This is a genomic window from Mastigocoleus testarum BC008 (assembly GCF_001456025.1).
In the GTDB taxonomy this organism is placed as follows: Bacteria; Cyanobacteriota; Cyanobacteriia; order Cyanobacteriales; family Nostocaceae; genus Mastigocoleus; species Mastigocoleus testarum.
Map to the genome: position 1 here is coordinate 97,762 of NZ_LMTZ01000098.1, position 22,400 is coordinate 120,161.

The window sequence follows — 22,400 nt, forward strand, 5'->3', positions numbered from 1 at the left end:
AGCGCGATCGCGCATGAGCCAATTAAAGGTTGCAGTGGTTGTTGGCGTAGGAACGGGGCTAGGAAGTGCGATTGCTCATCGGTTCGCAGGCGAAGGCTTTAGTGTGGGTTTAATCGCCAGAAGTGCAAAAACGCTGGCTAATATTCAATCTGATTTGGAAAATTTGGGCAGTAAGGCGTTGTCTGTAACTGCTGATGTTACAGATCCTGTATCCCTTGCTGCAGCTTTGGATCTAATAAAATTAGAATTAGCTCCACCGGACATTTTAGTGTATAATGCCGGCATATTTAAAGTTAATGGCATTTTAGAACTGTCACCAGAAGAGTTTGAGTATTGCTGGAAAGTTAATTGTTTTGGTGCTTTTGTCGCAGCACAGCAGGTTTTACCAGCAATGTTAGAACGTGAAAAAGGTACGATTCTTCTAACTGGTGCTACTGCATCCCTTAGAGGTTCGGCTCGATTTTCTCCCTTAGCTGTGGGTAAGTTTGGATTGCGGGCGTTAGCGCAGTCATTAGCAAGAGAGTTTGGAAACCAGGGTATTCATGTGGCTCATATTGTCATTGATGGTATGATAAATACCCCTAATATTCGGGAACTATTCCCACAGGTAGAAGAGGATAACCTTCTCTCGCCTGATGCGATAGCTGAAACTTACTGGCATCTTTATAAACAGGATCCTAGTGCTTGGAGCTTAGAAATGGATATACGTCCTGCAGTGGAGAAGTTTTAACTCTGTGGTTTTGATTTCATAGGTTTGAACTCCAAACATAAATGGATTCTTCCTCAAGCTGAAGCTTTTAAAAATACCACGTGTAAACCCCTAAGTAAGACTGATAAAAAATTAAAAATGTGAAGTTACCGTTAAGAAGATAAATATCTGTACTCATTCTATTTGGTTTTCATTCCTTTAAATGATTTAAATCTGGGGCTTTTCTGGATATTTCGACACATAAAGTAGTTCCAGATCGGAAGTAAACTTCATATCAGTTTAACTTGATTCAGATATTAGGATTTGTAATTGGTAAATTTACAACGAGGTTCTTGGCAAAAATCACGTCACAGTTTACGCAATTGCCAGGACAGTTTTTACAAACAAATATTCTGAGAAATCAACTCTTCAAAGGTTTATGAAACAAGACTTTAAATCCCTGAAACAGTAAAAAAATCCCGATAATAGTTTATTTTTTCGGGGTTTGCACTGAGGCTAAATATGATACACGCTTGAAACAATGAGTTGTTTTATATACATATTTTCATAATATTATCAGCAAAAACCGATTGTGACAGTCCTGGGTTCGGACTGCAGGTCGTATGACCCTCTATTCCTCTCGGGTAGAATTCGGAAATTGTCTTTTTAGAAGATTGTCCTTTTGGTGGCCTTAGATGACAAACATCATGCATCAGATGACAAACATCACCCAACGACCATGGTATGAAGCTGCTATTTTGTCAGCACCATACAAACCTTCTTCAAAAAATTTTGAGAAGTGGGTGCTTGCAGCAACTATCATCGGTTCGAGTATGGCGATGATGGATGTTACTGTCGTTAACGTAGCGCTGCCAATATTGCAAACTGTATTGGACGGCACGGCAGCTGAAATGCAGTGGGTGGTTGAGTCTTACTCATTGTTTCTTTCTGCTTTAATTTTGGTCGGTGGTTCTTTGAGCGACCGTTTTGGTAGACGAAAGATTTACGCTGCTGGCGTGATTCTGTTTGCCTTGGCTTCGGCTTGGTGTGGTTTATCATCAACCGTAAACCAACTAATCATTGCTCGTGCAGTTCAAGGTATTGGTGGTGCACTTTTGGTTCCTGGTAGTTTGGCAATTATCAGTGCTGTTTTTGAAGGCGAAAAACGAAGTAAAGCCATTGGGACTTGGGCAGGTTTTACAGCTATCACTTCGGCTTTAGGAACCGTTTTAGGTGGCTGGTTAGTAGAAGAATGTTCCTGGCGATGGATATTTTTTCTCAACCTACCTTTAGCTGTGATTGTTTTGGGTATTTCATTTCTATATATGCCAGAAAGTTTTGGTGAAGATTCTCCTAAACTTGACTGGTGGGGAACCCTTTTAGCAACTTTGGGTTTGGGGACACTAGTTTACGGATTAATTGAATCGTGTAATTTAAGTCTTACCCACCCTTTGGTGGTTACCTGTTTAGTTGTAGGCACACTGATTATGTGTGCTTTTATTTTAGTTGAGGCTAAAAGTTCTTCTCCAATGATGCCGCTAAATTTGTTCAAATCTAAAACATTTAGTGGTGCTAACTTACTTACTTTGTTACTCTACTCCGCCTTGGGAGGAGTGTTTTATTTGGTTCCCTTCGATTTAATCCAGATTCAACACTATTCTGCAACTGCAGCTGGCGCGGCTTTTCTACCTTATATTCTGATAATGTTCTTTCTGTCAGAGTGGTCGGGGTCTTTAATGTGTCGCTACGGAGCAAGGTTACCTTTGACTCTTGGTCCATTGTTAACAGCTGTTGGTTTTGCTCTGTTCATCATACCGGGCATTGGGGGTAGTTACTGGACTACGTTTTTCCCAGGAATTATTGTTTTAGGTTTTGGAATGACAATCAGTGCTGCACCTTTAACAACAACTGTCATGAGTGCAGTTAACCAGCGTCAAGCTGGTATTGCTTCAGGAATTAACAATGCAATTGCTCGAACTGCGGGATTAATAGCGATCGCAGTGTTTAATATTTTCCTGTTCAATGCTTTCAATTACAATCTGGATCGGTATTTGGCAAAATTGAATATACCTTTATCAGTAATAGAGCAGCTATCGGAACAAAGATTCAAGCTAGCAGGTGCTGAAATCCCAGCAAATGTTACTGAAGAGATGAGAAGAACACTTCAAGAAGCAATCACTTTTTCGTTTGTAGATGGTTTTCGTTTGGTAATGTTAATTGCGGCACTTTTAGCCTTCGCAAGTGCATTAGTTGCTTTCCTCACAATCAAAAATAGACCGGAGGTTTCCGAAGAACCTTCTTCTAATGCTAGTAAGCAGCAATATATAGTATTGACACATCACTAAGAGTAAAAGAGATAGCCCTCAGCAAAAAAAAGAGGGGCAATCGGTAGCTATCGATATAAATTGATTAAAATATCTATATTAGGGAAGTCGGGTAAATATTAATATTTTCGTTAGACAATATAAATATATTTTCTAGGGGTGCAGCGTTATCATTACTGTGCCCCTTAAAAATGCAGCAACTATACACCAACATGATAAAAACTTAGTAACCAAAAAGTAATAATTTACTTGTAGAGAGCTAAATTAGAGGATAAGCACAAGTGAAAATCTGGTTAGAACCTCCCCGTTTACGGATTGGACCAGAGACGGAAAAAGAACATCGTCATGCTACTTGGCTAGAGCTTTTTTATGATTTAGTATTCGTAGTTGCAATTTCTCAGGTTGCTCACTATCTCCACGAACATGTAACTTGGTCGGGATTTTTCAGCTTTGTATTTTTGTTTGTTCCTATTTGGTGGGCTTGGATTGGAAGTACCTTCTATGCTAATCGTTTTGATACTGATGACATTGGCAATCGTTTGCTCACGGGTTTGCAAATGTTAGCAATAGCAGCACTTGCTGTCAATGTTCATGAAGGTTTAGCGGAAAGTTCCACCGGTTTTGCTTTGGCTTATGCTGTTAGCAGATTTATTCTTGTTTTCCAATATTTGCGCGTTATCAAACATATTCCCCAAGCGCGGAAATTTGCAACCCATCATACAATCGGTTTTGCGGTCGCAGCGTTCCTCTGGTTTATCTCTGCATTTATTCCTATTACTTTGCGGTTTATCTTTTGGGGATTGGGATTAGCTATAGATTTTGCAACCCCAATCACAGCTAAACGTCATCAAACAAACTTACTTCCTCACCCAGAACATTTACCAGAAAGGTTTGGGCTATTTACAATAATCGTTCTAGGTGAAGCTATTATTGCTGTTGTTAATGGTGTATCGGAAAAACATTGGGATATTGGGAGTGCAATATCAGCTGTATTTGGTTTTATTATTGCCTTTGGTTTGTGGTGGGTTTATTTTGAAAATGTTGCAGGTTCAGCTTTAAGAAATGCTGGTAAGCAAGGCAAATTAGGTATTTTTCAAGTTTGGTTATTTGGACATTTACCTTTAGTTATTGGTCTGACAGCTACTGGAGTTGGGGTACAAGGTGTAGTTCTAAGTGATGCAAGTCTTGCTTTACCAACTCCCGAACGCTGGTTGATTTGTGGTGCTGTAGCACTTTGTTTGTTCGGTTTATGTATTCTCCACCGTACGGGGTTAATATTTCCTTGCAAAGTTCGAGCTAGATATAGATTGGGTGCGGCTGTTGTATTGTTGGTTATTGCAGCAGCAGGTGTAAAGTTTAATTCGGTAATTATAATTGGATCGGTGGCTTTAGTAGTCGTGTTCCAAGTATTGCAAGATTTATACCAAAGTGGTCAGTTTAGTTCTTGATGAGGATTGGGGATAGCACTGCGTGCCGCCTTGCGGCATATGGCGAATGGCGACTGGCGACTGGAGATTAGGGACTGGGGAATGATTAAATTTAGTCATGTCGAAACATGAACGAAGTTTTCACACCATCAAGTTCAGCTATTCTATAAACGCTATAGCCAAAACGTTTGTAATAAGCTATGTTCTGCTCTGTTTGAGTTTCAAGAGCAACACCACGAGAGTAAGGATGTTGTTCTGAGATTGCATGCACTTGTGACAAAAGAGCTTTACCAAGACCTTTTCCTTGACTTTGAGGATCCACAGAAATCACATCGAGATAAAAATGAGGTTGCGGTGGTTTATTTTTATCTTGAAAACTTAAATATGCATCAATTCGCATGACAATTTTCTCACCAATTATTGCAATTAGCTGTTTTTTAAGGTGAGTGATTATGCTTTGAAAATCTTTTTGTGGTTCTTGTGGTGATAAAACAAAAGCAAAGCCTTGTAATTCACCTTCAGTAAAAGCCCCCAAAAGTATTCCATCAACAATTAGTGCAAAGTCATAAACATATTTCCAGTAATACCTTGCTGAGTCTTGATATGCATTACCAAAGAAGAATTGCATCAATGGATAGTCTTCAAAGGATCTAAATAAAACTTCGACAATGTCATCTTTGTGCTTTTTCTCCAAATGAGCAACTTCGATGGTAGTCATTATTTAGAATATGGGGAAATATTTGTGCCTACATAATTCATACCTCATTTACGGAATGTCTTATTTATTAATTTACTTTAAGATAGCATTACTGCGATGGAACCAAGCCTCTACTAATCGTACCGACTGATGTACGATATTTTTCCTTTTAAAGGTTTGAGTGAAAAATAATCCTAATTTGTGCTGACGTACAATTTAAAGAGGAAGCAGTTAAATTTAATGGTTCTCCCATGACTGTTGTAACACCAAAGCGATTTACAATCGACGAATATCATCAACTGATTGAACTCGGTTTTTTAACAGAGAAAGACCGAATTGAATTGATTCGGGGAGAACTGATTCAAATGGCTCCAAAGGGAACGCCACATACATTTTCTACAACACGACTTTCCCGTCAATTGGATCGGTTACTTGATGACAGTGCTGTTATCCGTTGTCAAGAACCTATTATTCTGTCTGCAAATAGCGAACCCGAACCAGATGTGGTAATTGCAGTGGGAGATGAAGCTGATTATCTGGCTCATCATCCTTATCCTCAAGATATTTTTTTAGTTGTAGAAGTTTCTGATTCTAGTCTTGAATACGACCAAACAACAAAGTTGGGGTTATATGCAGAAGCAGGAATTAATAATTATTGGATTGTGAATTTGCAGGCTTTTCAACTAGAGTGCTACGGTCAGCCTTATCAAAATGCTCGAGGTGAGTTTAACTATTTGAGTAAGCAAATTTTTCTATCAAATAATTCAGTTAATATTCCTGGATTTGAGGATGCTTTGTTGGAATTGAGGCGGATTTTTCCAGAAACAACAAGTTATTAAAATTCTACAATCGAAAAGCATCTTACGTTCCGGGAAGTCCGATCGCTGCTGTAAGACAACAACAGCTTCCCGTCATTGACGAGAAGCAAAGACCTTAATTTTATTTTTTTATAAACACCTTCTAAGGATTTAAAAAATCTAAATGGTTACCCGATTGAGAACGCAATTCTTCGAAAGTTCCTTGAATTTTTAATTGACCTTGATCTAACAGTATTATCCAATCAGCCTTGGAAATTACCCGGGGACGGTGACTGATCAAAATTGTAGTTTTTCCTTTACGAAAAGCAAACAACTGACTCAAAACTCGATTTTCACTAACTGGATCTAGCCCCCCGGTTGATTCATCCAAAATCAAAACAGGCGGATCGTTAATTATTGCTCTGGCGATCGCAAGTCTTTGACGTTGACCTCCAGAAATATTCGCACCAAACTCACCCAAAATAGTCTGGTATTTATCCGGTAACTTACTAATAAAGCCGTCAGCTTCAGCAATTTTACAAGCAAGCACCATTTGCTCAAAACTAGCTCTCGGAGCAGCTAAACGAAAATTTTCCACAATCGTTCTACTCCAAAAGTGAGCATCTTGAGGAACCAGAACAATCTGTTCTCGTAAACAATCTAAGGATAAATCCTTTAAATTATAATCACCAATGCGAATATTACCCGACTGAGGTGTGTACAAACCTGCAATCACTTTAGCCACACTACTTTTACCACAACCCGATTCGCCAATCAAAGCCACAACTTTTCCACCAGGAATGCGGATATTAAAGTCTTCCAACAGATTTAATCTACCCGAATAATGAAATGTGACGTTATCACAGGTAATATCAGCGTCACCAGGAATTTTAGCGTAATGCTTCTTCTCATCGTCTTTTGTTTCTGGCGTGGCGTCAGTCACTTCTGACAAGCGCTGAGTCGCAGTCTTCACCATCGTAAATTCATCGACAAAAGAAACTATAGTACTAATAAATGACGACAAATTTCGATTCATAGTGGTGAAAGCCAACAACTGACCAATAGTGATTTCCTGATTAATTACCAAACTACTTCCATACCAAAGCAGGGCTAAATTACCATTGGTCGAAACAAACCCAGAGAATACATTATTGATGATGCCAATTTGAATAGTACCGAATGATACATTAGCAAATCGAGAAAATCTAGCTTGTAATTCCTCCCAAAATTGCGGTACTGCATTGGTTGTTTTGAGTGTCAGTGCACCTTTGAAAGTTTCAACCAAAATACCTTGATTTTCAGCTTCCAAAATTAATAAATTTCTTGATTTGCGCTGTAGTGCGGGTAAGAAAACAAACGTGGAACCAGTCATCAAAATAGCAATTCCAACTGCAACTAATGTCAGTATGGGGCTATAAAAAATCATCACACCCAAAGAGACTAATGCGATCGCAGATTGACTGGGTACGGCAATTACTATTTGTGACACTAACTGGTTAATTTTTTGAATATCTTCTAACCGACTCACTACTTCACCACTACGACGAGCTTCGTAATACTTTAGAGGTAGGCGTAATATTTGTCGTCCAAATTCAAGTATCAAACTCAGTTGCAACCTTTGGGCAAAATGGGCGACTAAGTTAGATTGAACCATCCGTAGGCTGTAGCTGACGATGTTCATCACTAAAACAGCAATCCCTACTTCCCTCAACATATCCATGTCACCCCGAACGAGTACATCATCTGTGAGGATTTGCATCAGGATAGGAGAAGCAAGGGAAAGCATACCAACTATGATGATACAAACAAGAGCCTGGGCCAAAATACCTTTATAGGGCCACACTCGGGAAAAGAAGCGCCCGAACCCTCCTATTTTGTCATTCGGTTGCTCGTAAAAACGACCCGTATCTGGCTCAACCAATAGCATGACCCAGTTTGCCCATCCTTCGACCAACTCTTTCTTAGATAGGTAACGAATATTGATCGCTGGGTCTGCAACTACGTATTTATTTCCTTTTTGCCCGTATAAAACAACCCAGTGCTTACCTTTCCAGTGAATAATCGCCGGGAGCGGTGCTTTTTTTATTTGATTAACCAGTTCTGGTGAAGCCCTGACTGCTCGAGCATTAAAACCTAGAGCTTCTGCTCCCTGTCTTAAGCCCAACATGGTTGTTCCTAGTTGTCCCGTACCTATTGCTTCCCGAACTCGGTTGAGGGCAAATGTGCGCTGATAATGTTTTGCAATGGCAGCCAGACAGGCGGCACCACAGTCTTCTTCACTATGCTGTCGAACAAACTGATATTTCATAATACCTTGCGGCTATATCCTGGAAACCTCGGTCTGATAACCGGAGGTGGTTAACTTAGACTATAGATTTTCTTCTTACTATAAGCTTGAAAAATTAAACCATACCCTATGCTTAACTCGGTCTAGGTTGGTGTTTTTTTATCATTTAAGGTTCTACTCCATAGAGGTTGAAAATTGACTTTACAAATTGTGATATGGCTGATTTTAACAATAAAAATACACTTTTAAGTTACTTAAATTTTATGGCAAATTATTTTACAATGTTGTTTTTTACTCTTTAGCTAAGTAGTAAATATTGCAAGACTTTTGAGAGATAAAATAATTTGCAAGAGTCTACAAGTTTTGGAATAAAAGCTTTTAAACAAGCAGCAGAAATAATAGGTAGGATCTAAAAAAAAGATATAACGTTACATGAAAAACATCGTATTAGTAATAAATAATATTGTCATACTGTTTTTCTTAGAAGTTTGCATTAAATTGAATATTTCAATATAAACTAAAAAAGCGTATATCACGATTGACAAGAATATTACAGAAATAATTCCTGCGAGCAAATCTGTGATGCTTTTCTCAGTCAATTTATACTAGTCAATTTATATATTGATTTATCATGTTTATTGAAAGCAAACCCATAGAGAGTAAACCTGAATATTTGCCCCAAATCGGGAGTGAAGATCTGTTACCGGAAATTGGTACTTGGACAAGATTAGGAGGCTTGGTTCTACCAGGTTCTGTTGGGATTGCAGTTGCACTAGCTGCAACTACCGAATACCCGATGACAGTAAAAACAGCTGCTAGGGTACGCCCAATTGGGGAAGATCGAGTCGTGGAAGCAGCAGCATCGGGAATGGTGACCAGCATTAAGGTCAAGCAGAATCAAGTAGTTGCAAAAGGTCAACCAATAGCTACCATTGATGATTCTCAACTACGGACAAAAAAGAGTCAGGTTAAACTGCGAATTCGTCAGAATCAGTTAGAAGTTTCTCAAATTGATGCTCAACTGTGGGCATTACAAGCACAGATTAATGCAGAATCTAAGTCAGTTGAGAGACAAGTTGCATCGGCACAAGCTAAATTAAGACAAACCAAGAGAGAATATAAAGATAAAGAAATTGGTACTCAGGCGCAATTACAAGAAGCAATTGCAAATCTAGATTTAGCCAAGGAAGAGATGAAGCGATATCAAAAACTGGGTAATACCGGAGCTATCTCTGAATTGCAAATTAAAGAGAAAGAACAATCTTTTAAAGCTGCACAAGCTAGGGTGGAAAATGCTAGAGCCCAAATAAACCCAACAAATGCAGAAATTTCCATTGCTCAAGAAGAAATTGCTCAAATCAAGGCTAGAGGCGAATCTACTTTAGCTGCATTGCACAAAGAAAAAGAAAGTATCGTCCAAAGGCGAATCGAAATCGAAAATCAAATTATGAGCGATCGCCAGGAATTCAAACAGGTTCTTGAGGATTTACAAAAAACTATAGTCAGAGCTCCAATGGCGGGAACTATTCTTAGCTTAGAATTAAGAAATTCCTCCCAAGTAGTCAATCCAGGGGAAGCTGTTGCACATATTTCTCCCGGTTCTGCTCCCTTGGTGGTTAAAGCTCGGGTTACAGCAGAAGACATCAGCAAAGTTAAAATTTGCAAAGCTGTTAAAGTTGCTGATTGTCAGGAAGGTAAAGTCCAAATGCGAGTTTCTGCTTACCCATATCCAGACTACGGCGTTCTTAAGGGTGCAGTCAGAGAAATAACCGCCGATACAGTTGAAAAAGAGCAAAAATCTCTGACTCCCGAACCACCTTCTTATCAAGTGACCATTGAACCAGAACATTCTTACTTAGAAAAGCAAGATGAACATTTTGATTTACAAGCGGGTATGGAAACTACAGCAGAGATAATTTCCCAAGAGGAAACAGTATTGACTTTCCTTCTCCGCAAAGCTAGGTTAATTACAAACATTTAAGTTTGTATAAATCAAAAATATCTGGATCGCATAATTTTTAGAATTCTAGGGTCATGGGGGAAAATTACGGTGCATAAACTTATTGGAGACGTGGCAGGAGTGTAACGTCTCCAAAGAGACTGGTGTTTGTAATGATAATTCCAATAACTATTAGACTCAAACTAAGCATCCGAGTAATTCTTAAAGGCTCCCCAAGAAAAAGATTGGAGAGAATCACAACACAACTGAACATAATTCCACTTGACACTGGCTGAGCGATAGAAACCGGTAAAAAATCTGAGGGTCTTGCAAAAAGAAGCAAATCAATACAGTAAAAAACCAGCACAGCAATAAACCACAAAGATGTAACATCTGCAAACAATTTTGACTCTACATCAAGCAAACGCCATCTCTTTAATAAAATATTTCTAATTCCAGCACTTAATAGGTACTCGTGTGAGGACACTACCATTTTTAGCCAATTAGTCAAAAATCATGTGACATATGTCTATATTTGACTACATTTACCTTAAAACTTTGCAACACTCAATTTCAACAACTATCCAACTCCTCAACGGAATAGTCCGCGTTTAATTCTTTTGCCTTTATAATTTGATTGTTTAGATAAAGGATCTGAATCAATAAATGAACATTTAGAAGTCTTACTCAAAGAAAATTGCTCTTAAAAACAAAGTTAATGTAATAATTGCTTTGATGGATGATATTGGTAGTTGCTGGTCTTGCGATCGAAGCTATTGGATTTCTTTTTGAGCAACAGAAATATCGTTTACGTTTACAACATATATTGACTCTTTGTTGAAAGAGTAACTCGGTAACTAACCAAAAAGTTATGACTTTTATACTCACCAATGACGATGGGATCGACGCTCCCGGAATTCAAGCACTCTACAAAGCTGTAAATTCATTACCAGAACGCAAATTTCCAATTGTCGTTGCAGCTCCAAAAGAACATCACTCCGGTTGCGGACATCGAGTAACTGCAAACGCTCCAATTCATATTCAAAATCGCTCTGAAAGTGAATATGCAATTTCAGGTACTCCTGCAGATTGTGTCCGCGTTGCTGTAAGCCACATTAGTCAAGAAATCAAATATGTGCTTTCAGGAATCAATGCCGGTGGTAATATGGGAGTCGATACCTACATATCTGGAACCGTTGCTGCAGTTAGAGAAGCAGCAATGCACGGTATCCCAGGAATTGCAATCTCCCAGTACAAAAAAAAGGATTTAGAGTTTGATTGGAATTTATCCTCTAAGTGGACTGCTAAGATTTTAGTCGATTTGCTCGAGCGTCCCATAGAGCCAGGTAGTTTTTGGAACGTAAACTTGCCCCACCTGTCTCCGGAAAGACCACAACCGGAAGTAATATTTTGTGAATCTTGTACAAAACCTTTGCCCATCAGCTATCACATAGAAGGGAATAACCTCTACTATAACGGTGAATATGCCAAACGAGAAAAAACTCCCAATAGTGATGTTGATGTCTGCTTTTCAGGAAAAATTGCTGTTACCAAATTGAGACTGTAACTTTTACTCTTGGTCAGTTTATGCTTTGCACCAAGCCCTTACGGACTACGATTATAAGTTACCAATATCTCCGATACACTATTTTTATTTTTCTGTCCCTTCAAGTATATCCATTAAGCGGTTGAGACTCTGTGTCAATCCAGTGATTTTCTTCAGCGAGTCATCTTGGTTGTCAGCTAGAGTCTCAATGACATTGCAAAGCGCCAATATTTGATAACCTTGCTGCTGAATTTGCTTTCCTTGTTCCTCTACTTGGACGCTCAAATTATCAATTCTATGACCAAGATTTTCGATGGTTTGGGTTGTGGCTAGGACAGCTTCTCCTATTTGCTCCACAATAGACTCTAAGCCATTAACTCTAGCATTCATTTCTTTGACTTTATCTTCAACCTCTGTTGGGATCATATTTTTAAAACCTTAATTCTGAGATAGCACCACAAAAATTTATTTGAGCAAAAAATTATTTGAGCAAATAAAAAGTAATAGTAGCACTCGAAGCATTCAAAATACTAAGTGAAATTTACAGCTTATACGGAAGTATAACTAAACATATTTATACCAGAATTAGATAATTTAAAGTTAGATAAAGCAAGTAGCTAGCATTTAATTGTTAAGTACAACTTAATTTTATAATTAAAACAACATAACTAGTTAAATATATTACTCTGAAAAACAGTTTCCTATCAAGCAGAGAAAGGTGTTTTACCCTTATTTTTCTGCATTATACGCAGATTGACACTCAGAATAACATTAATTTATATTTTTGGCTTTAGTTAGCTTAGTTATTTTTTTAACCTATAGTGCAAACAGTGAATTACTAGCAAGCAAGAACACTAATAAAAAGAATTTTCAGATTGTCAAGTCAATTATCATCCCCCACAAGAAATATTTATTTGACTTTATCGTAAATTTATTAAAAGCGATCTGATAGATTACCTTGATGAAGATTAAGTAAATATACTGTTTAACAATGATTAATTGAGTAAGACTAGGTCTATATTCAGAATTAAAGACTCATAAATATATTTTTTATCTATTATTTCGCCGAGCAATGTACCAGACATCATTAACAGCATATGTTAGGGGTGGAAATTCTAGCACTTGGAAATTACAACCCGAACCACATCCTTCTGCAACATCAAAATTTAAACGTTGTTTGGACATTGTTGGTAGTTTGGTTGGACTACTGATTTTGGCAATTCTATTTGTACCCATAGCTATTGCAATCAAACTTGACGATCCAACAGGTCCAATCTTTTTCGATCAAGAACGTTACGGACTTCAAGGACGTCCATTTCGTCTTCGTAAATTTCGTTCTATGGTGAATGATGCTGAAAAGCTCAAATCTTTAGTTGAAAATGAAGCAAATGGATTGTTTTTTAAAAGTAAAAATGACTTTAGAGTCACAAAAATCGGTAAGTTTCTTCGAAGCAGTAGTTTAGATGAATTACCACAATTTTTTAACGTTCTGGTAGGTGAGATGAGCTTAGTAGGGACGCGCCCACCAACAGCAGATGAGGTAAGCAAATATCAAATTCATCACTGGGAGCGTCTAAATGTTAAACCAGGTTTAACTGGAGAGTGGCAAATTAATGGACGTTCCCAAGTCAGAGATTTTGAACAAGTGGTTCAATTAGATTTGCAGTATCAGAAAAAGTGGCATCCACTGTATGATGTGCTCGTCATAGTTAAAACATTCCGCATTCTTTTGGGACGTACAGGAGCATTCTAAATAAATTATCCTTTGGGGTTGAACCGCTCTAAGTTGTTGAAATAAAGGAGATAAACGGGAACGGAAAAATTGGCAAATGTAATAGCAAAGAATAAATTTCCAAGCAGCAAAAAATTTATTTATAACCGTACATTTTTATTGAAAATTTTTCTTATTCCCTGTTTTCTATCTTCTGATCCTCTTTCGGAGGACTTTGAATTATGATGGGATGGATAATGAGGATATAAATAACAAAGCTTCTAATCTAAATATTTAAGTATTATTTTTTACAGGAGTTTTTAGAGATTCTTTATTTCCAAGTAAATCGGTAGTTGTATCAACAACTATTTGTGCAGCACCTATAAAAAACGATCGCTCAATATTGCTAACTGTGTCACTGGGTTTGTGATAGTGAGGTGTGCGAAGATTCGCTGTGTCTGTTACTAAAACTGCACCTACTCCCTGATACCAAAATGGAGCATGATCGCTACGCAACACATCAGGTGTCAGGATACCTTTGAGAGGGATCGGTAACTTTAAAACAGATGGTTGGGGTAAAGTTTTTAAGTTGCTGACTTTTGAATTTTCATTTGAGTTTTTAGATTTTGAAGCTATTAGCTTGTGAGCGCTAAAGGAATTTAATAAAGGTAGGTGTTCTATATCGCCAATGACTGCAAGAAAGTCACCCCGATCGCTAGGTGGAGTTACAGGTAAATTATCGGGATATTTCTGACAGCCAGAAGTATAACAGCCATAACCCACCATATCCATCACAATAACCCCCTGGAGGTTTTCTATATGTTTTGGCTGCGCAGTAAAAGCCAAACTACCTAAAAGTCCAGCTTCTTCTTTATCAAAAAAAACTAATTCTAAGGTTCGAGGTGTTGGAGTTTTTCCGAGAAGTCGAGCTATTTCCAAAATTACAGCAACGCCACTAGCATTATCATCGGCTCCAGGAGATTTAAACACCGTATCATAGTGAGCTCCAATCAGAATTGCTCCCGCACTTTCTTCAGTTCCTTTACGTTCAGCAAAAATATTAACTCCTTGGGGAAATTTTTCTAATTTCGGTTCCCATCCTAAATTTTTCAGTTGATTGACGATGTAATTACGAGTGCGTTCTCTTTCTGGGGAAGTATAGCGCTGAAAATTTAATTTATTCAGGTGTGTAAATAACTTTGTTTCAGATACTTGAGGATAATGATTTATTGGTGTAGAAGAATTTTGAGGCTGATTTTTTTTAGTTAGGTGTTGTGGAGCGGTTTTATTACTTTTGACTTCTGAAACAATTCTAGACTGTGGCGCTTGCGAAAAACCACCATTTCCCACTACGAAAAATACTGCTGCTAATAAAAAAATTAGCCATATCCACTTTTTCATTATCTTTCCCACTTGAAGTTTGGATGATGTGATGTGTGCTTAGATGGTAAAGACGATAAATGTTTAATCCAGTTCGCTTCACAGAAACTAGGAATAAATCAGTAAGACACAAAATATATGTAGCACATAAAACATTATTTGCTGTATCGTCTTATATCTTTATAACTCTTATTTTCGTAGTTGATTTTACCTCTGTAAGTACTATTTTTACTAGGTTTGAGGCTAGAAACTTTTTTAGGTTTGACATTATGTCTTTTGACTTTGTACGTATTTACACGTAAAATACTCAGGATTATCTACAGCGTAATTAATTTTCATTGCAAATCATGAAAAATAAATTTTTTGCTGCTGCGCTCGGATTATCTTGTTTCAATATGATTTTTCTTACAAGCTGTCTTGCTAATGCTAACCCCAGAACTCATAAAAGCAAGTATCATCATCATAAACAAGTGGAAATTCCTGCTACTCAAGAAGCACCAAAAGTAGATTTAATAGTCCACAAAGATACAATGAAGGGGTGGAATTTAGAAATTAAAGTTGATAATTTTAAGTTTGCACCAGAACGAATTAATACAAACTCAGCATTAAATGAAGGTCATGCTCATCTGTTTATAAATGGGAAAAAAGTTACCAGGCTTTACGCTTCTTGGTACTATCTCAATAATCTTGAGCCAGGTAACAATGAAATAACCGTAACTTTAAATACTAATAAGCACGAAGATTTAACTGTCAATGGTAAGTTGATTAAAGATACGGAATCTGTTGAAGTAACAGCGGCTAAGCAGCAGGCAGACAAACAGCAGCACAATAACAAGCATCAAATGTAAATCAATTTTACATCAATCAGGTAGATAATTGATGTTCGGCATTTGGTAATGTAAAAATACCACGAAAAAATATTACCAAAAATTTCCAAACTACATACAGTTAAAGCTATATACAGTCAAAACTACATACAGTCAAAAATTTTGATTGTCCTTATTTGGGGATTTGAGTAATAGCCATCGCAGAAGTAAAAAGAGTGTTCTCAGTTATACTCTTGGATTTCAGTTAGTATTTACTAGAACTTACAAACTGATAATATATTTGTATTGTTGGTATTTCAGGTTACCATCAGTATTACTTTAAGGAAATAGGAATCCTAAATCCTTGTTTCTTAGGTTGGGAGTGCATCAACTTGGTTTATGTTTCTAATTTCGGTTTGTGTAAGAAATTAATGTAGCGCTTCGAGGCAAAGATTATTTAAGCATCAATAGCCTCTAATTTTATAACAACATGATGCTAAATTTACTACTCATTATGACCCTGGGTTTTCTAGGTAGCTTTGGACACTGCTTGGGGATGTGCGGTCCCTTAACAGTGGCTTTTTCTTTGTCTAAAAATCAACAAAATCCCCATTGGGTAGAACAGTTAAGGTTTCATTTTTTGTTAAACGCAGGGCGAATATTGAGCTATACACTTTTTGGTGCTGGGATTGGAGCCTTAGGTTCAGTATTGCTCGCTGGAGGACAATTAGCAGGGGTAGGTAGTACTTTACGTCAATGGATGGCAATTATCGGTGGTTTAATGCTGATATGGTTTGGAATTCAACAAATTAAACCTGACTTTCTCCCGCGCATTCCTTTACTGCACCCAATTTTACAAGGGAATTTGCACAATCGCCTAAGTGCAGGGATGAGTAAGCTTTCTCTGCAAAATAGATGGTGGACCCCAGCCTTATTGGGAATGACCTGGGGATTAATGCCTTGTGGTTTCTTATACGTAGCCCAAATCAAAGCAGCAGAAACTGGTGAATTAGGAATGGGTGCTGCAACTATGTTCGCGTTTGGTTTGGGAACTCTACCCATGATGTTGGGTATAGGGGTCTCTACATCCTTGGTAAGTAAGGACAGACGCTCTCAATTATTCCGTATGGGTGGTTGGGTAACCATAAGTATCGGTATCATTACTCTGCTGCGAACCGGACAAACAATGGTGGACTACACGGGACACGCAGCATTGATATTTTTGGCTTTAGCGCTAATTGCTCGTCCTCTAAGTGGTCTATGGGGTTCCCCTTTACGTTACCGACGCGCCCTAGGTGTAGGTGCTTTTGTACTTTCCCTTGCACATACTATTCACAAAGTCGAACATTCGTTTGAATGGAATTTAGAAGCTGTTTCTTTTTTTACGGTCGAGTATCAATGGGGTATTTTAGCCGGTTTAATCGCATTATTGTTAATGGCTCCAGCTGCTTTTACCAGTTTTGATAGATTACAAAAATACTTGGGTCATTGGTGGCGCAAGATTCACTTACTCAGCGTTCCAGCTGCAATCCTAAGTGTATTTCATGCAGCGTTCATTGGTTCTCACTATCTTGGTTCTTTTGATCTCACTTGGCACAATCAGTTAGCAACTTTGATACTGATTATTGTTAGCACTGGCGTAATACTGCTGAGGAATAGATATTTTTGGTCACTTTTTGGTTTACAAAAGTTTTATGTATCCAGTAAAGAATCCTAACAAAATTGTTTGTACCACCAAAATAATTCACGCAACCAAAAATATTTATACTCCATTTTTTGGTTCTGGGATTTGCTTATTTCTGATACTAACTTCAATTGGCACAAATATTACCTCAACCTCTGCCCATAAAATTAAAACTGACTCGGAAGTCGGAGCAACATTACACATCGAACCCAATGACAACCCCAGATCTGGTGAAACTGCAAAAACTTGGTTTGCATTAACTCGCAGAGGTGGTAGAGTAATACCCTTATCAGAATGTGATTGTAAATTAAAAGTTTATAAAGAACCTCTTAAAATTGATAGTTCTCCCATAGTTGAACCAGAGCTAAGAGCAGTTAATGCTGAAAGGTATGAAGGTATACCAGGAGCGGATATTGTTTTTCCTCAACCAGGTGCGTATCAACTAAAACTAAGTGGTTTACCTACTGACCCAGGTAGCTTTCAACCGTTTGAATTGAAATTTCCTGTCACAGTTGCCCTTGGGAAAAAAGTAGTAAAAAATACAGGTGAACCAAGGATAATTCCTCAAGAAGTAAACGCTGCAGATGAAAAAGGAACGACAAAGCCTGGAGAAACAAAGACTGTTAGATTTCCGATCTGGGGTATAGGTTTATCTGCGATCGCAGTTCTGGGAATATTATTTATTGCGTTGCAAAAAATTAAGCAGTGATGGGATTGGGTATAGGAGATGAAAAAATATTAGATTAGTACCCAAAATAAAGATATGTGCTGGTCGCCAGCCCCCAATCCCCTATCGCCATTACTTATGTCGCTTTTGGTGCCAATTCCAAGCGTGGGCAATAATATCTTGAATATGCGGATATTTGGGCTCCCAACCTAAAATTTGTCTTGCTTTATCGCTGCTACCAATTAACACTGGTGGATCCCCAGGGCGACGATCGCATTCTATAGCTTTGATATTTTTCCCTGTCACTCGCTCGGCTGTTTGAATAACTTCTTTGACAGAAAAACCGTTTCCATTACCTAAGTTAAATACAGCACTATTCCCACCCTTAAGTAAGTATTTCAAACCTAATACATGGGCATCTGCTAAATCGTTAACGTGAATGTAGTCTCTCACACAAGTTCCATCACCAGTAGGATAGTCAGTACCGAAAATGGAAATTGACTCTCGTTTTTCTAAAGCTGTTTGTAAAACTAGAGGGATCAAATGGGTCTCGGGATTATGATCTTCTCCTAACAAACCAGAGGGATCGGCTCCAGCAGCATTAAAATAACGAAAACGTACTGATCGTAAGTCATAAGCGTTGTTAAAGTCAGAAAGGATTTTTTCTACCATCAGTTTGCTTTCCCCGTAAGGATTGATTGGGTTTTGGGGGTGATCCTCGGGTATGGGAACTGTTTTTGGGACGCCATAAGTCGCACAGGTAGAGGAAAACACGAATTGTTTGACAGAAGCAGCTAGCATGGCTTCCAGGAGGACTAAGGTACCGATTACATTATTTCGATAATATTTTGCCGGATCTTTTACCGATTCGCCCACATAAGCGTAGGCACTAAAGTGCATTACAGCAGTAATATCTCTACTGCTGAACAATTTATCCAATAATTGGCGATCGTTTGTATCACCTTCAATTAGTTCTACCTCTAAAACGCTTTTTACTAGGTCACGATGTCCATAGACCAAATTATCCAGAATTATAACTTTATACCCAGATTTTTTAAGTGCATATACTGTATGAGAACCAATATACCCAGCTCCACCTGTTACCAAAATGGTAGGATTTTCTTGTGTCATATTTTTCCTTATAGCTACGTAGTTGCTCAATTAATTTAATTTAATTCATCAAAATTACGGATCTAGGATTCATAAATACTAGACAGATCCTAGAGGAATTGCACTAAAATCACTACGACGGTAGTCTTTGTGTGTGAGGCGTGATGTGTTTGAAGTTAGTAAATGGTAACAAACATCATTTGCACGGAAAATAAATCCTTCGCCGAAAAACCACAAGCTGTCCGCGAAACGAAGATTTGAGAGTAAATCTATGTTCGTATTACTAAGCCGGGTTTTATTGTGGCTGCTGATCGGGACCATTATTTTTTCGTTATTTCGGAGATTTTATCCGTCGGGAACATTTCTGGGGCGATTGTTACTAATCATCCTGTTAGTAGTTATTGGCTTCGCTTTCTTTGCTCCTGGCGAACCAGTGGTTTCTTCACTATGGGAAGTTGTATCTTTCCCACTTAGACCTCTGGGGGCGGCGATTTTACTGATGATTCTTGCCTCACAGAAAATGAAGAAAGGTGGAGACATTGGCGATCAGGGAGGATATTTGGTAGGTGGAGCTTTAGCTATATTACTATTTGCCAGTACGCCAGCAGTTGCCTACTTTTTGGTTAGAGCTCCAATCGCTATGACTGGTGATACACAAATCGCTCGCCAGGAAGTTATTCAAAATTACCAAAATGCTGTTTTTACAAATTCACCATCGGAAACTTTGGTAGCTTTTGGAAATAATACGCAAAATAATTCTGTAACTGATATAGCAGGCGATAGCATACTTACTAGTGTAGATACTGATTCTTCAGTTTTGGCCTGGAATCCGGCAAATTTGAAAGTATCGCCTTATCTTTTACAAAATCCTCAGGAAATTCGCCGTAGAGGTTTGCGCTTAGAAGATTTCGTCCCTAATGCTGAAACCTTGCAGCTAACAACCCAGGTTTGGGACAGTTACCTGAATCAGGTTTCTTTCTTCTTGCGTGGTAACCGCAACTAGAATCAGGAGGTCAGAAAATATATCCATCGGGGTATCCTGCTACGCCTTCGTAGCAGAAAGTACTCCAATTTTTTTAGTTCTAATTTTTTTAGTTCTGATTTTTTTAGTTTTAATTTTCGCTAATTTTTTATTTTTGCGACATGTGCATGTACCACATGTCTGAGGCGTAATTTTCGGGGTGTATCATACCATAAGCTAGAGTTTAGTCGGAGATAGAATGTGCTCTTTTGATTTTTATCCGCCGTCAATGATAGAGTTAACACAGACTAAGGAGTGTCAAAAGAGACAAATTTCTATATTGCTGGAATGGCAAAATCACGACGACTTGCTACATTAGGAACCTATCTACGTCCCCATTGGCAAGAAACAGCACTAGGAATTGTTGCTCTGCTGGCTGTCAATGGGTTGGGCGTTTATATCCCTTTACTTATTCGTGACTGTGTAAATAAGCTTTCATCTGACTTTAATTTAGAGGATATTTTTAATTATGTTGCCATTATTGCCCTACTTAGTTCGGCGATGTGGTTGATTAGAATGGCTTCGAGGATTTGGTTATTTGGGGTCGGACGCCAAGTAGAATTTGACCTCAAACAAAATATTTTTGAGCATTTATTGACATTAGAGCCATCTTATTTCGCTACAAATACTCCCGGCGATTTAATTAGTCGCGCCACCAGTGATGTAGATAACATTCGTCGCTTGTTAGGTTTTGCCGTATTGAGTTTGGCAAATACCTCTTTCGCTTATATTTTGACTTTACCAGTAATGCTATCGCTGAGTTGGGACATTACCCTCTTCTCATTAGCGGTATATCCAGTGATGTTTTTACTGGTGCAATTATTTAGTAATCGTCTTCGGAATGAACAGCAACAAGTACAAGAAAAGCTCTCTTCTTTAAGCGATTTAATTCAGGAAGACATTAGCGGAATCGGTGCGTTAAAGATTTACGCTCAAGAAGAGAACGAACGACGTGCTTTTGCGGATAAAAGCCAAAGATTACTAGAAGCTAATCTTGATTTAGCTAGAAGCCGTAACACCCTTTTCCCAATCATCGGTGGGCTTGCAAATATCAGTTCGCTAATAATTATTTGGCTGGGTGCTAGTCGTTTGATTTCTGGAACAATGAGTGCTGGCGATCTAGTTACATTGCTAATTTACGTTCAACAACTAGTATTTCCCACAGCACTTTTAGGATTTACAATTACGGCTTACCAAAGGGGAGAAGTGAGCGTGGATCGGATTGAGGCGATTTTAAGCGTTCAACCTAAAATTAAAGATGCTAGGAATACAGAGAATTTAGAACGATCGCAAGTTAAAGGTGAAATTTCTGCAGTTAATCTCACTTATACCTATCCTGGAGCTAATACCTCTGCTTTAGATGAACTGAACTTTACAATTAAACCTGGTGAGATAATTGCAATTGTTGGCGCTATTGGTTCAGGAAAAACAACCTTAGCCAACTCTTTACCCCGATTGCTAGATATTTCACCCGGACAGTTATTTTTAGATGGTGTAGATATTACCAAGTTATCTTTGGGTGAATTAAGGGGTGCGATCGCCTATGTCCCCCAAGAAAGTTTTCTTTTCAGTACAACAATCAGAAATAATATCCGCTACGGCGATCCTGTTAGCGAAGAAGAGGATGTAGAAACAGCAGCTAAACAGGCTCAAATAAGTTCTGAGATCGCTAATTTTCCTCAACAATACGAAACTGTAGTTGGCGAACGCGGTATTACACTTTCTGGAGGACAGCGTCAGCGTACAGCCTTAGCAAGAGCAATGTTAGTCGATGCTCCAGTTTTAATTTTAGATGATGCTCTTTCTAGCGTTGATAATCAAACTGCTACAGCTATCCTGAAAAATCTTTCTAAAGGTGCGCAGCGAAAAACCGTAATTTTTATTACCCACCAACTTTCTGCAGCAGCATCAGCCGATCGGATTTTTGTTATGGATAAGGGGAAAATCGTTCAAACTGGTACGCAAGAGGAATTAATACAACAATCAGGACTTTACAGAACTCTTTGGAGTCAACATCAGGTTGAAGAGTTATTGCATTAGTTTGTAGCTGCGCTTTAGCGCTCATAAATTCATTGTATTTATTTGGCAGAAAATGTAACAGGAATTAGACAAAAATCAAGAAGGAAAAAGCCTCTAATCAATTTATGAAAAGGGATTACTTTCAAAGTCAATTGCCAATTAATTTTAAGAAAGCGTGGTGTTAGCAAGAAAATAACTGACTGATATAAAACCATTATTAAATAAAGATTTTAGGCTTTTTTGGAAACAAAAAATGTCTAAATTCTGTTAATAAATTCGTCGCAGGAGATGCAATAC

General features: G+C 38.1%; 17 protein-coding genes. 12 read left to right on the plus strand and 5 right to left on the minus strand.

The window, feature by feature from the left end:
- Window positions 1–13 precede the first annotated feature (13 nt).
- The 3 genes from BC008_RS22270 (at window position 14) to BC008_RS22280 (ending at window position 4,460) form a co-directional block, all read left to right on the plus strand.
- Window positions 14–730, plus strand: coding sequence for an SDR family NAD(P)-dependent oxidoreductase (locus BC008_RS22270; protein ID WP_027840622.1), 717 nt, complete (start codon window positions 14–16; stop codon window positions 728–730).
- Between the two features lie 653 nt (window positions 731–1,383).
- Window positions 1,384–3,033 carry an MFS transporter gene (locus BC008_RS22275; RefSeq protein WP_235595907.1) on the plus strand — a complete coding sequence of 550 codons (1,650 nt, stop codon included), beginning with the start codon at window positions 1,384–1,386 and terminating at the stop codon, window positions 3,031–3,033.
- 260 nt (window positions 3,034–3,293) lie between these two features.
- A complete protein-coding gene (locus tag BC008_RS22280) occupies window positions 3,294–4,460 on the plus strand; it encodes a low temperature requirement protein A (protein WP_027840623.1) in 1,167 nt (388 codons plus the stop codon).
- A gap of 91 nt (window positions 4,461–4,551) precedes the next feature.
- Here the strand turns inward: BC008_RS22280 and BC008_RS22285 are convergent, their stop codons facing one another.
- Window positions 4,552–5,157 carry a GNAT family N-acetyltransferase gene (locus BC008_RS22285; RefSeq protein WP_027840624.1) on the minus strand — a complete coding sequence of 202 codons (606 nt, stop codon included), beginning with the start codon at window positions 5,155–5,157 and terminating at the stop codon, window positions 4,552–4,554.
- A gap of 230 nt (window positions 5,158–5,387) precedes the next feature.
- Between BC008_RS22285 and BC008_RS22290 the strand changes: the two genes are divergently transcribed.
- Window positions 5,388–5,975: a Uma2 family endonuclease gene (locus tag BC008_RS22290; RefSeq protein ID WP_027840625.1), complete on the plus strand. Its 588-nt coding sequence runs from the start codon at window positions 5,388–5,390 to the stop codon at window positions 5,973–5,975.
- A 121-nt stretch (window positions 5,976–6,096) separates the two neighbouring features.
- Here BC008_RS22290 and BC008_RS22295 read toward each other — a convergent pair whose 3' ends face one another.
- Window positions 6,097–8,241 (minus strand): peptidase domain-containing ABC transporter, encoded by a 2,145-nt coding sequence (locus tag BC008_RS22295; RefSeq protein ID WP_027840626.1) that lies wholly within the window; start codon window positions 8,239–8,241, stop codon window positions 6,097–6,099.
- 610 nt (window positions 8,242–8,851) lie between these two features.
- On the opposite strand from BC008_RS22295, the gene BC008_RS22300 reads away from it, so the two are divergent.
- Complete coding sequence (locus tag BC008_RS22300; RefSeq protein WP_058183835.1) at window positions 8,852–10,201, plus strand: HlyD family efflux transporter periplasmic adaptor subunit; 1,350 nt, start codon at window positions 8,852–8,854, stop codon at window positions 10,199–10,201.
- A gap of 829 nt (window positions 10,202–11,030) precedes the next feature.
- Entirely contained in the window at window positions 11,031–11,726 is a 696-nt protein-coding gene (surE, locus tag BC008_RS22305) for a 5'/3'-nucleotidase SurE (RefSeq protein WP_027840628.1), read from the plus strand.
- Between the two features lie 84 nt (window positions 11,727–11,810).
- On the opposite strand, the gene BC008_RS22310 is transcribed toward surE, so the two are convergent.
- Window positions 11,811–12,131: a hypothetical protein gene (locus BC008_RS22310; protein ID WP_058183836.1), complete on the minus strand. Its 321-nt coding sequence runs from the start codon at window positions 12,129–12,131 to the stop codon at window positions 11,811–11,813.
- A 646-nt stretch (window positions 12,132–12,777) separates the two neighbouring features.
- Here BC008_RS22310 and BC008_RS22315 point away from each other — a divergent pair.
- Window positions 12,778–13,458, plus strand: coding sequence for a sugar transferase (locus BC008_RS22315; RefSeq protein ID WP_027840630.1), 681 nt, complete (start codon window positions 12,778–12,780; stop codon window positions 13,456–13,458).
- A gap of 252 nt (window positions 13,459–13,710) precedes the next feature.
- Here the strand turns inward: BC008_RS22315 and BC008_RS22320 are convergent, their stop codons facing one another.
- Window positions 13,711–14,817, minus strand: coding sequence for a M20/M25/M40 family metallo-hydrolase (locus BC008_RS22320; protein WP_027840631.1), 1,107 nt, complete (start codon window positions 14,815–14,817; stop codon window positions 13,711–13,713).
- 326 nt (window positions 14,818–15,143) lie between these two features.
- Here BC008_RS22320 and BC008_RS22325 point away from each other — a divergent pair, with 326 nt between their 5' ends.
- From BC008_RS22325 to BC008_RS22335, 3 genes are all read left to right on the plus strand, one after another.
- Window positions 15,144–15,644, plus strand: coding sequence for a hypothetical protein (locus BC008_RS22325; RefSeq protein ID WP_058183837.1), 501 nt, complete (start codon window positions 15,144–15,146; stop codon window positions 15,642–15,644).
- A gap of 451 nt (window positions 15,645–16,095) precedes the next feature.
- Window positions 16,096–17,319 (plus strand): urease accessory protein UreH domain-containing protein, encoded by a 1,224-nt coding sequence (locus tag BC008_RS22330; RefSeq protein WP_027840632.1) that lies wholly within the window; start codon window positions 16,096–16,098, stop codon window positions 17,317–17,319.
- On the plus strand, window positions 17,297–17,995 hold the full coding sequence (locus BC008_RS22335; RefSeq protein WP_027840633.1) for a hypothetical protein: 699 nt from the start codon (window positions 17,297–17,299) through the stop codon (window positions 17,993–17,995). Before BC008_RS22330 ends, BC008_RS22335 begins: the two co-directional genes overlap by 23 nt.
- A gap of 90 nt (window positions 17,996–18,085) precedes the next feature.
- On the opposite strand, the gene galE is transcribed toward BC008_RS22335, so the two are convergent.
- Window positions 18,086–19,084 (minus strand): UDP-glucose 4-epimerase GalE, encoded by a 999-nt coding sequence (galE, locus tag BC008_RS22340; protein WP_027840634.1) that lies wholly within the window; start codon window positions 19,082–19,084, stop codon window positions 18,086–18,088.
- 250 nt (window positions 19,085–19,334) lie between these two features.
- Here galE and BC008_RS22345 point away from each other — a divergent pair, with 250 nt between their 5' ends.
- A complete protein-coding gene (locus tag BC008_RS22345) occupies window positions 19,335–20,066 on the plus strand; it encodes a hypothetical protein (protein ID WP_027840635.1) in 732 nt (243 codons plus the stop codon).
- Between the two features lie 306 nt (window positions 20,067–20,372).
- Window positions 20,373–22,124 carry an ABC transporter ATP-binding protein gene (locus BC008_RS22350; protein WP_027840636.1) on the plus strand — a complete coding sequence of 584 codons (1,752 nt, stop codon included), beginning with the start codon at window positions 20,373–20,375 and terminating at the stop codon, window positions 22,122–22,124.
- Window positions 22,125–22,400 lie beyond the last annotated feature (276 nt).